Raw genomic sequence first — 13460 nt, forward strand, 5'->3', positions numbered from 1 at the left:
CTCTACATATTAGTTGGTAAGTAAAGAGCAATTTGCGGGAAAACAACTAGGAGTAATATCGTTAATAGCAATATCCCGATAAACGGTATAGATCCATAAAATACACGGTCAACAGGGACTTGGGAATGCTTACTTGTAATAAATAGATTAATTCCAACAGGCGGTGTAACAAGACCAATTTCTAGTAACAGTACAACAATTACACCAAACCATATTTCATCAAAACCTAAGGCTTGAATGATTGGAAACACGAGAGGTAAGGTCAAGATCATAGAGCCAATCAAATCCATAAACAATCCAAGGATGAGGTAGAAGACAATAATTAAAAACAAAATGGTCCATTTGGATAAACCGCTCTCAGAAATCGCTGAGATGATACTTTGTCCAGTACCGGTTAAGGTGAAGAAATATGCGAATATGTATCCGCCAATCACAATGGTAAAAATCATAGCCGTCTGCTGAACAGCGTCCTTAAGTGATTCAATAACAGATTTAACATTTAATCGCTTTATAAGTAAACCGATTAAAAGTGCTCCTAATGCTCCAAATGCCGCAGCCTCTGTAGAAGTTGCAATCCCTAGATAGATAACGGCTAAAACAAATACTACAAGTATCAGCATCGGCCAAATTGTTTTTAACGAAGCAAATCTTTCACTCCATGAGGATTTTTCAATTTTAGTATTCAATTTTATAGAAGTAATGAAGATGAAGGCGCAAAGAAGTCCTGCAAGCAGTATTCCTGGTAAAATTCCAGCCATTAATAGGTGTCCTATTGATGTTTCTGTTTGCACGGCATAAAGAATAAGTGGAACACTAGGTGGAATTAAGACGGCTAAAGTTCCCGTAGATGAAGCAACTAAACCGGCAGCAAAAGTATCCTTGTATTTAGCCCTAACCATCTCTGGGATACAAATTTTTGACATGATCGAAGTGGCAGCGATACTTGAACCAGATAACGTCCCAAATCCTGCACTGGCAAATACGGTGGATACTCCTACTCCGCCTGGTACATGACCAATCCATTTTAGGATACAGTCATATAGATCTTTAGCAATATTACTTTTGGAAATGAAGTTCGCCATTAATATAAACAAAGGGATCGTTGTTAAAGTAAAACTATTGACACTTCGATAGGCTGTTGATGAAAGAATCCCAGTAAATGTATCAAATCCACTAACCAAAAAGATTCCTAACGAACCAACAACTATTAAAGTAAACCCAATAGGCATGCCTATAAATAATAGCAACAGCAATAAGAGTACTATTCCTAGTGTTAACATAGATTATCTCCCCCCTTTAAATAGATAAAACTAATGTATGCATCTTTCTTTAACCAGTAATTTTCTTTTCAGAATCAGCCAAAGAATTACTAGATATTACTTTATTCGGAAAAATAATCGAGATACATTCTAGTAAAAGTCTTAATGTTATCATCATCATCCCTAACGATATGATAAATAGAGCCGGTGCAAGCGGATAACTTAACACGCCGGAAGATTGAATATTCTGTTCGATGTATTCTAGACCTTCTTGAAAATTCAATATGCTAATGAAAAAGAATAAGCAAGCAGCAAAAAGATTTGTTATACATTTCGTGATGTTTTTGATTGGTTTGGAAAACTTATCCTCTAAAAAAGTTACTTTTACATGACCATCCTGTTTATGAGTATAGCTTAATGATAAATAGACTAGCAGCACCATTAAATACTCTCCAGTTAATTCAATAGTCCCTTGAATAGGTCTATGAAAAAACGTTCTTAACATGACATCCACAAAAATCCATACCATCATAAGAAACAAAGTAAAAGCTGAAATTCCAGAAGTGACTTTATCCATACTTTCAAAAAGCTTTTTCAACTTCTCCATTATTATCCACCACCTCTTTGCTTAGTTTGAAACCTATAAAGTATTGATACTTTCAGTTATGACCTTTCCTTTCTCTCATCGATTATTTTTAAATCATACATAGCCGTAATCAGTTCTAAAATAAACGAATTCACCTCCTTTATCAGTATTCAATGAAGCTTTACGACGAAAAAAATCCATGTGAAATGAAAGACAGAAAAAAATAATGCAGATACTTTTGGCTAATTTTTTCTTCCTATCAAATATAGTGTGCCGCTGGGTGCGTAGTTATTTAATTAACAAATTGTAGGTAGTTGGATAGTTATATGCATGTTATGAATAGGTCTATTTTTCTGAGGAAACATCATTTTGTGGTCGTTCTGGGAACAATTTCATAAAGCTTAGTATAAGCTATGTTATATGGCTCTTTTATTTTTATCGACATAGCTCTAAAAAAAGGATACTTAAACACATGCATATTGTAGTTTGAGGTATGTAAATATAAAAGTATTTCCAAGTTATTAAGCGCTTACAATTTGGACTAATTGTTATAATTTCAAAACAGGATAAAGAAGCAATGCCTCTAATTAATTGATTAAGTGAATTGTTACCTTTTGCTATTTGAATAATGTATTTATTACTTCATTAACAATCCCTTTTTTTACCATATCATAAGGATACTTTAGCATGCACTTTTTGTTTATGTCAATGTTTTTCCATATATAAAAATTTTTTACATATACAAAACCGAGATTATTCAAAAATGTGACAAAAAATAAAAGGGATATATTATATTTTAGCGAATACAGTTACTGATAAAATTCAATAAACAAAGGGGGATTCCATGTTTGTAAAACATTATTTTTACCCAACAGTCAAAGAATTTATGAATCAACATGTTTCAAAATTGTTCTTAACGAGCACATTACGTGATGCCGTAGTACTATTTCAACATAACAAAACAAAACTTATTCCTGTCGTGAATCAACACAACCAATTGATTGGGATCATGACTCACTCTGCTCTTTTTAAAGCACTTTTACAAGACATATCTATGGATGAAAGTATAGCTCCTTTTATAAAACATCAAGTTGTTACAGTCAAAGAAAATGATTATTTATACGATGTTCGCCAGTTATTAACGAAGCATAAAGTTGGACATGCTATCGTAGTGAATAAAGACAATTGTGTAAGCGGTATTCTTGATACGACGAATATTATTAAAGCGTATCGCTCTAAGTCTGAATTATTAACTAGTAAACTTAAAATGACCAAAAAGTTAAAACACACTTTACAAACTTTTTTAGATACTACTTATGACGGATATATTGTCATCAATCACAAAGGGAAAATTGAGAATATCAACGAAGCAGCATGCGGATTTTTACGAAAACCAGGGAACAAACTGCTTGGTCAACTTTCATCTTATATTATTCCAGAATTAAAACTAGAAGATGCTCTTTCTATCGATTTTCAAGGCGAAAAACTAGAAGCAATGGTAGTTGGAACACATCGATGCCTTGTTATAAAGAGGAAGATATATGAAAATAACCAACCCGTTGGAGCTATGGCTAAAATTATCTATCAAGACTTAAACAAATGGAAACAGGCTGTTAACAGATTAGATGATTTAGAACAGGAAGTTTCCTCTTCTCCCAAAGAATATCCTCTCACTGCTAGTACTTCTTTTGATTTAGCAAACATCTTAACAACAAATGAACAAATGGAAAATATAAAACGATTAGCTCGGCAATCAGCTTCTAGCTTCTCAAATGTACTGTTATTAGGAGAAAGCGGAACAGGAAAAGAGTTATTTGCACGGGGGATTCATGCTGCATCTAATCGTTCTGGAAAATTTGTGAAGGTGAACTGTGCTGCCATACCTCATGAGCTATGGGAATCCGAATTTTTCGGCTATGCAGACGGTGCATTTACAGGAGCAAAGCGCGGCGGGAAACCTGGTAAGTTTGAAATTGCTAATAATGGTACATTATTTTTAGATGAGATTGGCGATATGCCCTTATCCATGCAAGGAAAATTACTTCGAGTTCTTCAGGAAAGAGAATTGGAGCGTGTCGGAGGGAATGAAACAATTAAAGTGAATGTTAGAATCGTTGCAGCAACCAATAAAAATTTAGAGCAAATGGTGGCTAATCATGAATTTAGAGAGGATTTATATTACCGACTAAATGTTATCGTTATCAACATACCTCCCCTTCGAGAGCGAAAAGAAGACATCCCTTTACTTGCTACTTCCATTACAAAAAAATTTAGTCATCTTATGGGTTTAGGAGAAGTTACGCTAAGCAAGAATGCACTCCATCTACTTTCCTCGCATAACTGGCCAGGAAATGTAAGAGAGCTTGAAAATACAATTGAAAGGGCAATCAATTGTGTAAATAGTGATACACTTGATGCAGAGCATTTCTCTCAATATATAAAAGATAGAAAATCTCTTCAAAGCCAATCCTCGCTGAATGTACCCAAACCTACTATGCAGATGCAGTCACAAAAAAAATTAACTCCTGAGTTTTTCAGATTTAGCATAAATAAGACAGAAAAAGAGACTATTGAAATGGCATTAAAACAAACAGGCGGAAATCGAACGGCTGCCGCTAAACTATTAGGAATTAGTCGGTCACAATTTTACAAAAAATTAAATAAGTTCGAATCTGAAATGGAGCTCTTACAATGAATGCGTATAAAAAAGCCCTGTTATCTGAAGGATTGTTAGCTAACTTCGTGCGAAATCAACATTTCGCACGAAAAAAGGGCTGCCTAAGCAGCCCTTCAAGAGAAGATTTATCGCGTGACCGGAGGCAGTAACACTTCTTTCTTCATTACATCATAAATTCCTATTGGCGTAATTCTTATATAAGGAAGGTGCGTCGCTGAAAAGAATAATAATGTAAAAACTGGATCGCCAAATTGATAGCCACGCTCTTGGAGCAACTTCTTCAATTGCTTCTCTTCTTCTATTAAATCGGATAATTCCTTAGTAGACATATATCCCTTTAACTCTAGCGGGATTTCAAAAATGATTTTTCCTTGTTCAGCAATAACAATTCCGCCGCCTATTTCTTTCATCCGCTGAAAGGCGAGTAAAATATCTTCTTTTCGTTTCCCAATTAGGATGATATCCCCTGTTCCAGAATACGTACTGGCAAATCCGCATAATTGATTTGCGAAACCCTTCACAAACGTATTGATTCTCCATTCTCCATTCCGATCAATCATCATGAAAAAGCATTCATCACGTTCAAAAGGAATAGTTTCATTAAACTCTTCTAGAGTAACAGAAAATGGTTTGGTAATAACATCATTAACTAATTGTAGGCCGAGTGTTGTAGTGAATTCTAAATCAGATTTAGTTAAGTTCCAATTAAGCTCTAATGCGCCTAGTCCATTTTCAGCCCACTGGATGACAGCAGAATCCTTTATCTCCACTCCATCACGTTTAACCCATTGACCTTTGGCCAAAACGGAAATAGGTGTAGGATTTGTCTTACTTTGAAGAAAATTAATATGAGCGATTCTGCCTGTTGCAATTTTTCCGTGTAAATGAGCTAAATTGTAATATTGCGCAACATTTATGGTAGCCATATTGTAAGCATCAATAATCGGAACATTTTGCTGAAGAGCTATTTTAATCATCTTATCAATACAGCCTTCATCATAAAAAGACGAGTGCGAGCCATCAGTCGTGAAAATAAAGTTATCGTATTGATGAATACCTAGTTCATGAATGTCCTTTAGTAGATTTTCTAAATCAGGTCGAATAGAAGAGTTTCTCAAGGAAACGGTATAACCTTGCATCAAACGAGAAAGAACTTCCTGACCTGTCATAGCTTCATGATCACAATCCGCTCCTAGTAACATAAGTTTAGCTAACGTTTTTTCTGATGCACCCGGAAAGTGGCCTTCAATTTTCTTTCTCATTCGTTTTGCTTCTTGGACCCAATTTAGCATATCTTCATGACCAGCTAGCAATTTAGGCCAGGCTGTCAGTTCACCACCTTGGACTACAGCATCGTGTTCAAGCCAAGCTGTCACTTGATCATGTGTAAAGATTGTTTCTTCATTTCTAAGTTCCGTTTGACCATCAAAACGACACCACCAATACATACTAGCTGGGATATTTTTCAGTTCCTCTAACAAAGTAAACGCTTTCTTCTGCTCGAGATGTAAAAAGAATTGAAGATTATCATTAATTAATGCTGTCGTTCCGCAATACGCTGAATATCGTGCATATGTTTGAGGATTATATAATTGAAATGGATGCGAATGAGGCTCAATATAACCGGGAACTAAAAAATAATCTGTGCAATCTACAATTTCACAGCCCTCTGTCACATCTGGAAGCCTTTCTCCTACATAAATAATTCGATCATCATAAATCCAAATGTTTGATTGAATCCATTTTCTCAATGGATGATTTAAATAAGTAGCATTTTTTAAAAGAATACTAGGAGCTCTCTTTCCATCTAATACCTCAATATGTTCACGTAAATGTTTATTTTTCCATCTATATCTCTGCTCTGCCACACTAAAATCCCCCTCTTTTAGAAAAATAAGTTATTTTAATTATCATTTTAACATATTTTTCTATAATAAGAGTTTATTAGAATTATATTATTGTTAATCATTGTTGCTTTTTAACTCTCCATTGTATATTTTCTATATCTAAACATATCCAACTCACTTTATTCGGACGGTATTAAGCTTTTAGTATATATCTTTTTCCATTGACACTTAATCTAACCATTTGTTTGTGCGATCGTTTGGTTTACATAGGGATGTAATTTCGGCAAAATAGAATACAAAGGTGATTTGGTAACTATTCTAAAAAGCTTAGGTTCAATCAAAAAAGCACCTAATATACATTAGGTACTTGAGCCTCTTCCTTATAATTGATGGACATACATTGTCTGAACAGGGTTATGCCCTCCCCTTCATTCAGTACTATAAATATTTAGTGGGGGGACTGCTTGCTACCACACTCTTTTTCAACTCATTCTAGTTTCATATCCAAGCCGTGCCGATATTTTCTCTCCGATTTGAATCATCCGTTGGCTCAATTTTTCTAATCGTTCATCCGTCATTCTGATTGTCGGTCCTGAAATACTTATAGCAGCAATAGCATTCCCTAAATGATCAAAAATAGGCACAGCGATACAAGTAATCCCCGATTCATTTTCTTCTAAATCAAGAGCATATCCTACCTCTTTCACCTTGCTTAATTCTTGTAAAAACTCTTCTTGATTCGTAATTGTTTTATCCGTATGTACCGGCATGCCTTTTTGATCCAAAATATTCAAAACAACTTGTATTGGCAGATGAGCTAATATTGCTTTACCAACCGATGTACAATGCATCGGTGCTCGTTTTCCTACTTTAGAATGCATTCGTAATAACTGGTTACCTTCTAACTTCTCAATATATACAACTTCACCTTGATCATACACAACCAAGTGAATGACTTCTGTTGTTTCTTCCTCAAGCTCTTTTAAAAAAGGTCTAGCTTCTGTACGTAAATCAATAGACTCTAGCAATTTAGAGCTTATTTCTAAAAATTTATAGCCTAATTTATAGCGATCCGTTTCTTGATTTTGTTCCACATACCCGTATTGAACAAGGGTAGATAAAATTCTATAAACGGAACTTTTATTAATGTCCATTTGATTAGCAATTTCAGTCACACCTAGACCTTGCTGCTTCGTGCCTAGTATAGCAATAATATCCAGGGCTCTACTAACAGACTTGACCATATTGTCTCTATTCATATATTTTGTTCACCTCCACTGCTGTATTTTATTATGATAAAGGATTCCTCTAAAACTGTAAATCTACTGAAAATAGCTGAGTCAAAAGTTTGTATGTAACAAGCTTTCAACTCAGCCGTTCCTAATGTATTAGGATTGTTTTACTGCAAATTTAGCTTTTGCTTCTAAACGACGACGATGTAAAATTGGCTCTGTATATCCATTTGGTTGATCATAGCCTAAGAAAATTAAATCACTTGCTGCTTGGAAAGCTACTGAATTTTCATAATCAGGACTCATTGGACGATATGCAGCATCTCCCGCATTTTGTTCGTCAACGAGCTTTGCCATACGTTGTAAAGTTTCCTCTACTTGTTCTTTTGTTACAATACCATGGTGAAGCCAGTTTGCCACGTGTTGACTAGAAATTCGAAGTGTAGCACGATCTTCCATTAAACCAATATTGTTGATATCCGGCACTTTTGAACAACCTACACCTTGTTCTACCCAACGTACTACATAGCCAAGAATACCTTGTGCATTGTTATCTAATTCCGCTTGAATTTCTTCAGGGCTCCATTGTGGATTTTCTGCTAATGGAAGCGTTAAAATATCATCTTTTAAATCACTTGTTTGATTCTTTAATTCATTTTGAACTTCTGTTACATCTACTTGATGATAATGAAGCGCATGTAATGTCGCTCCTGTTGGTGATGGAACCCAAGCAGTATTGGCCCCAGCTTTTAAATGACCGATTTTTTGCTTAATCATTTCAGCCATTAAATCTGGCATTGCCCACATTCCTTTCCCGATTTGGGCACGACCTTGTAAGCCAGTATTTAAACCAATGTTTACATTAGATTTTTCATAGCTTTGCAGCCATGTTGTTGCTTTCATATCATTTTTGCGAATCATGACGCCTGCTTCCATAGATGTGTGCATTTCATCACCCGTACGATCTAGGAATCCTGTATTAATGAAGGCAATACGATCTTTTACTGCATAAATGCTGTTTTTCAAGTTCAATGATGTACGGCGCTCTTCATCCATAACCCCAATTTTTAATGTGTGGCGTTCTAACCCAAGCATATCTTCAATTCGGTTAAATAACGTATTCGCAAATGCTGCTTCTCGAGAACCGTGCATTTTCGGCTTAACGATATAAATAGAGCCCTTCGCTGTATTTCTATATTTTCCATTTCCTAAAAGCGTATGCTTCGCAATTAAACTTGTAATTACGCCATCCATAATCCCTTCATACACTTCATTTCCATCCGCATCTAAAATGGCTGAATTCGTCATTAAATGCCCTACATTACGAACAAATAATAGAGAGCGACCATTTAACGAAATTTCTCCTCCATTTACCGATGTGTACGTACGGTCAGGATTCATCGTTCTTGTCATCTCTTTATTTCCTTTAGCGAAAGTCGCTGACAAATCACCTTTCATTAATCCTAACCAATTGCGGTATACTAGCGTTTTATCTTCCGCATCAACAGCAGCAACGGAGTCTTCACAGTCCATAATTGTTGTTGTTGCAGCTTCTAGTAAAATATCTTTTACACCAGCTGCATCATCTTTACCAATTGGATGATTGCGGTCGATTTGGATTTCAAAATGCATTCTATTATTTTTTAGTAACACGGCTGAAGGCTCTGCTTCATTTCCTTGGTAACCAATTAATTTTTCACTTTCGGCCAAAGTAGTTGTTTGACCATTGTTTAATGTAACAATTAGTTGTCCTGCCTCAATTTTGTATTGTGCTGCCTCTTTATGAGAGCCATTTTGTAACGGAGCAGCTTGATCTAGGAAATTGCGTGCAAAGTCAATAACCTTTTGACCACGAACTGGGTTATAACGAGGTGTAACCTCGGCCCCATCCTCTTCGCTAATAGCATCTGTTCCATAAAGTGCGTCATATAAGCTCCCCCAGCGAGCGTTCGCTGCATTAATCGCATAGCGACCATTATTAACAGGTACAACTAATTGAGGTCCGCCTTGAATCGCAATCTCGTCATCTACATTTTCTGAACCGATTTGAAAATCGGCTACTTCCTCTTCTAAATAACCAATGCTTTGTAAAAATGCTTTGTATTCTTCACTATTAAACTCTTTATGTTCTAAATGCCAAGTATTAATTTTATTTTGAAGCTCGTCGCGGATAGCTAATAGCTCTTTGTTTTCAGGTGTTAAATCTGTAATGATCCTTTCGAAACCTGCCCAAAATTGCTCCGTTGTTAAACCACTTTCTGGTAAAGCTTCTTGATTCACAAAATTATACAATTCATTTGCTACTTGTAAACTACCAACCTTTACATATTGAGTCATGTTTCTTTCCTCCAAACTATTAATAAAAAATTAAGATAATTCAGCGTTTGTTATTACGAAACGCTGTTTTTTATTCATGTTGAAAATATAACATACTACTATGGGAATATTCAATAAATTTTCCAAAATATATTTTTTATTTCATAAAATTGTAAACGTCCCCTCACTTATTGAAGGATTTTGACGATTCATGAAGAATATATTTAGTTTATCATTCGTTTAAAAGTATCACATTGCCGAAAGGATGAAATTCATGCCATTACATAATCCAATCAAAATCGTACGTATTCCAATTTCCACGCCAACTCTATGGCCAAATACAACAACAAATTGTTATTTAATTGGGAATAAGCAAGAAAGTATATTAGTTGATGCGGGATACGATCAGGAGATAACGAAAGAGGAGTTAAACAAAGCGCTTAAGGAAAATGATTTAGCCATACCAAAATCTATTATTCTTACACATTCTCACCGGGATCATGCACCGGGGGTTCGTCAATTAATGGATTGGTCTCCTGTGATTTATTGCCACCCAAAAGAAAAACAAGCCATCTTGAAAGCGATTTTTCCAGTGCATACAGTATCGATGCTAAACGATGGTGATGTCATACATATAGCTGACCTAGAAATAATGATTATTCATAGTCCAGGACACACTCCAGGCATGTTAAACCTTTATATACCTTCTAAACAAATTCTCCTTGCCGGGGACAATATTTTATTTGAAGGAACAACCTGGATTGGTCCCCCAGAAGGAGATATGAGTGATTATATTCATACTTTAGAACGTTTACAGCACTTGGATTTAGCAAAAATTGGACCAGGACATGGTGAATGGGTCGAACATCCCTATAAACAAATTGAATTTGTATTAAACCGTAGATTATACCGAGAAAACCAAATTCAATCTCTACTTTTAAAACATCAGCAATTAACCTCTACAAGTTTGACAGAAATGATTTATGAAAAGAATATTCATCCAAGTGTTTTTGAGGTTGCAAAAAAAACGACAGAGGCCCATCTAATCAAGTTGATGAAGGAAGGCAAAGTTTCACTACACGATTCATGGTACTCTATTCACTCTTGATTTCTTACCTAGGCATGAGCAGTGCTCCTCCTTTTTGATAATTGATAACTGTTTGAAGTGCAGTAACCGTTGGAGGAGCAAGAAGCATATTTCCATTTTGATAGGACAATAAAGCTTCCTCTGGAGCAATCCAAAAAGCTTTGTCAATTTCGTTTAAATCAGGCTTCGGGATTTGTCCCTCAGGTAATTCCGCTAGAAAAAATCGAGTATCGAAGCGATAAGCGCTTTCTTTTGGAGTAATTCGGTGTCCAAAATATCGCAGACAATCAAGATGAAGGCGAATGTTTTCTTGCTCTAATAATTGTGCAAATGAAATGTCACGATTCACAAGGAGACGACGATATTCCTGTTCCGTTTCTTTTTGAAATTGAATAGGAAATCCGTCGCCTTGACTGCCAAATAAAACCCCGACTTCTTCGAATATCTCTCGTACTGCAGCGATATAATGAGCAGAATTAAATGGCTCATTCGATATCGAGTGAGTTATGTATGCAGGATCTACGACATAATCTCCTTCTTCTAACGCTCCGCCTGGAAACACATAAAAGCCGGCTAGAAACTTCATCGTCGCTGGTCGCTTCGTTAAATAAACCCTAGACATATGATCGATTAAAACAACGGTTGATGCAGGTCTTGGAATTACAGTCATAACGGCCCACCCCATTTTCTATAATTTACCACATAACAATATTCAACTTTTGAGCGGCGTTTCCCTTCCTGCTCCTTCTTTAAATACAGAGAATCACCCTTTTGTCTAAATATTGACACATAAACTTCTCATCATGAACATTTCATTCCTTTAATAAAATAAGCATAGGTTCTTCATAGATAAAAGGAGGCTACGGTTATCTGGTCTAAACTTATAAGTCAAAAAAAAATAACACTCCTTGAACCTCTTGCCACAATCAAACAAGACTTAAAAGTAAGAAGTCAACAGCCTTCTATAAAAACAGAACTCTCTTCCGAAGAAAGAACATTAATCGAACAAATCAAATTTAAAACAAACAAATCGAATCAAAATAATATAACAAGAACGAAAGCCTATCTTGACTTTTATCAGTGCCATCCCGAAGTGCATTGGGCTTTTCTAGGACATATGGTGTCGCGAAATGGCGGCTGGAATATGACCGATTTAAAGGGCGGGCTTCTTCCTCGATTACTAACAAAAAAAGAATATCAGTCCTTTTTCACATTTTTAGAGCGAGGGAATTGGCTGATTTTTCAAGATGTATTTCCCCAATTTTTACTTTATGAAGAGAGCATCAAAAGAGAAAAAAATCTTTTTTATCTTTTGCCTCATTTTCATGTGTCGCTGTTCATGGAAATAATTTGGAATCATTTTTTAGAAGATTATGATTCATATACACTAACAATTGCCTTAATCATTAATGAGCAAAGCTATTTAGAATTAAGAGTGATAGACAACCCTGTTTTTAAAAAGAGCATTTTTAACACTTTAGAATTTAAACTACAAGATTTATTATCAATGAATCAAATTCTTTTTCCTTATTTAGAAAATGACAAAGTAAAGCTAATTGGTGAGACCTTACATCATTTTGAAAGCTTACACCGACGAATTTTATTAGGAAAACGACTATATTCTATTTTGTTTGCAGATTCAAAACGGTTAAATAAAATCGAGCAATGGGCATATCTGACCCCTCATTTAGGTTCTAGAAAAGATTATTGGCCTCATATTTTTCATGATATCGATGAAGGGGTTCCAGGAAGATTGTTGAAACGAAGGCTCAAGTCATGCCAGCTGCTTCCAGGCTCCCTACGCTTCTATAGTCCTAAATTAGAATTCGTATGGAAAGATTGCGTACATGAGGAGGCTGAAATCAAGGAATGGTATGAAGATTGGCAAGTTGTTTATTACTTAATTAATTCAGAAGAAACAATAAATGGAGAGATTGAAGATGAATATTGCCAAACACTTGAAAGAATCGAGCTCACAACGATCGCTAAAAAAGCGATTTTTCTCCGGAACTAAACATATATCAGTTGTGATTCCTACCCTACTTCTCGCTTCACTCATTGGAACGTACCTTGATCTTTATTTTGTTGGAAAAGGTATATACCACTTTCCTAAAAGGCCCTTGCCTGAGATTTTTTCAATCAATATTTTCTTTACATTGATTGGGCTCCCACTGTTCGTTGGCTTATATATATGTGTGTGTCAGAAAGTAAACGTCTGGAAAAAAGCAGCGCTCATTCTCCTCTTAAGCCTATTTATATCTATTGGCGAAAAGCAAGCAGAAACATGGGGACTTTTCATTCACAACGATTCATGGAAGCATATCTATTCATTTATTGGTTATGCACTGTATCTAACATTCATTTATGTTTTTTATCGTTGGGTTAAACGAATTAGAGATTAATCTTCATAACATTTTCGTTATTTTAATATGGTTAAAACGATGAAACATACGAAG

Annotated in this window: 10 protein-coding genes; 4 read left to right on the plus strand and 6 right to left on the minus strand. The window is 35.4% G+C overall.

Going from position 1 to position 13460, the window contains the following annotated elements; all coding sequences use genetic code 11:
• Positions 1-2 precede the first annotated feature (2 nt).
• Positions 3-1280, minus strand: coding sequence for a TRAP transporter large permease (locus D1953_RS03775; RefSeq protein ID WP_119115836.1), 1278 nt, complete (start codon positions 1278-1280; stop codon positions 3-5).
• Positions 1281-1329: 49 nt separating this feature from the next.
• Positions 1330-1866, minus strand: a complete 537-nt coding sequence (locus D1953_RS03780) for a TRAP transporter small permease (protein WP_119115837.1) — start codon at positions 1864-1866, stop codon at positions 1330-1332.
• Between the two features lie 823 nt (positions 1867-2689).
• Between D1953_RS03780 and D1953_RS03785 the strand changes: the two genes are divergently transcribed.
• Entirely contained in the window at positions 2690-4540 is a 1851-nt protein-coding gene (locus D1953_RS03785; RefSeq protein ID WP_119115838.1) for a sigma 54-interacting transcriptional regulator, read from the plus strand.
• A 107-nt stretch (positions 4541-4647) separates the two neighbouring features.
• Here D1953_RS03785 and D1953_RS03790 read toward each other — a convergent pair whose 3' ends face one another.
• The 3 genes from D1953_RS03790 to D1953_RS03800 form a co-directional block, all read right to left on the minus strand.
• Positions 4648-6390 (minus strand): adenine deaminase C-terminal domain-containing protein, encoded by a 1743-nt coding sequence (locus tag D1953_RS03790; RefSeq protein ID WP_119115839.1) that lies wholly within the window; start codon positions 6388-6390, stop codon positions 4648-4650.
• A 461-nt stretch (positions 6391-6851) separates the two neighbouring features.
• On the minus strand, positions 6852-7628 hold the full coding sequence (locus D1953_RS03795; RefSeq protein ID WP_119115840.1) for an IclR family transcriptional regulator: 777 nt from the start codon (positions 7626-7628) through the stop codon (positions 6852-6854).
• Positions 7629-7757: 129 nt separating this feature from the next.
• A complete protein-coding gene (locus D1953_RS03800; RefSeq protein WP_119115841.1) occupies positions 7758-9938 on the minus strand; it encodes a malate synthase G in 2181 nt (726 codons plus the stop codon).
• Between the two features lie 253 nt (positions 9939-10191).
• On the opposite strand from D1953_RS03800, the gene D1953_RS03805 reads away from it, so the two are divergent.
• Positions 10192-11025, plus strand: coding sequence for an MBL fold metallo-hydrolase (locus tag D1953_RS03805; protein WP_182480489.1), 834 nt, complete (start codon positions 10192-10194; stop codon positions 11023-11025).
• A gap of 4 nt (positions 11026-11029) precedes the next feature.
• Here D1953_RS03805 and D1953_RS03810 read toward each other — a convergent pair whose 3' ends face one another.
• The gene (locus D1953_RS03810; RefSeq protein ID WP_182480490.1) at positions 11030-11674 is read right to left on the minus strand and encodes an NUDIX hydrolase; all 645 of its coding nucleotides are present in this window, start codon (positions 11672-11674) and stop codon (positions 11030-11032) included.
• A 198-nt stretch (positions 11675-11872) separates the two neighbouring features.
• Here D1953_RS03810 and D1953_RS03815 point away from each other — a divergent pair, with 198 nt between their 5' ends.
• Together D1953_RS03815 and D1953_RS21905 are read left to right on the plus strand one after the other, a co-directional pair.
• A complete protein-coding gene (locus D1953_RS03815; protein WP_119115844.1) occupies positions 11873-13018 on the plus strand; it encodes a DUF2515 family protein in 1146 nt (381 codons plus the stop codon).
• The gene (locus tag D1953_RS21905) at positions 12945-13406 is read left to right on the plus strand and encodes a CBO0543 family protein (RefSeq protein ID WP_281271521.1); all 462 of its coding nucleotides are present in this window, start codon (positions 12945-12947) and stop codon (positions 13404-13406) included. Before D1953_RS03815 ends, D1953_RS21905 begins: the two co-directional genes overlap by 74 nt.
• Positions 13407-13460 lie beyond the last annotated feature (54 nt).

Source organism: Peribacillus asahii, assembly GCF_003570725.1.
Taxonomy (GTDB): Bacteria; Bacillota; Bacilli; order Bacillales; family DSM-1321; genus Peribacillus; species Peribacillus asahii.

Bases quoted from the DNA above. Each gene is read 5' to 3' on its own strand.
- D1953_RS03775 (WP_119115836.1), bottom strand. From the start codon at position 1,280: ATGTTAACACTAGGAATAGTACTCTTATTGCTGTTGCTATTATTTATA.
- D1953_RS03780 (WP_119115837.1), bottom strand. From the start codon at position 1,866: ATGGAGAAGTTGAAAAAGCTTTTTGAAAGTATGGATAAAGTCACTTCT.
- D1953_RS03785 (WP_119115838.1), top strand. From the start codon at position 2,690: ATGTTTGTAAAACATTATTTTTACCCAACAGTCAAAGAATTTATGAAT.
- D1953_RS03795 (WP_119115840.1), bottom strand. From the start codon at position 7,628: ATGAATAGAGACAATATGGTCAAGTCTGTTAGTAGAGCCCTGGATATT.
- D1953_RS03800 (WP_119115841.1), bottom strand. From the start codon at position 9,938: ATGACTCAATATGTAAAGGTTGGTAGTTTACAAGTAGCAAATGAATTG.
- D1953_RS03805 (WP_182480489.1), top strand. From the start codon at position 10,192: ATGCCATTACATAATCCAATCAAAATCGTACGTATTCCAATTTCCACG.
- D1953_RS03810 (WP_182480490.1), bottom strand. From the start codon at position 11,674: ATGACTGTAATTCCAAGACCTGCATCAACCGTTGTTTTAATCGATCAT.
- D1953_RS21905 (WP_281271521.1), top strand. From the start codon at position 12,945: ATGAATATTGCCAAACACTTGAAAGAATCGAGCTCACAACGATCGCTA.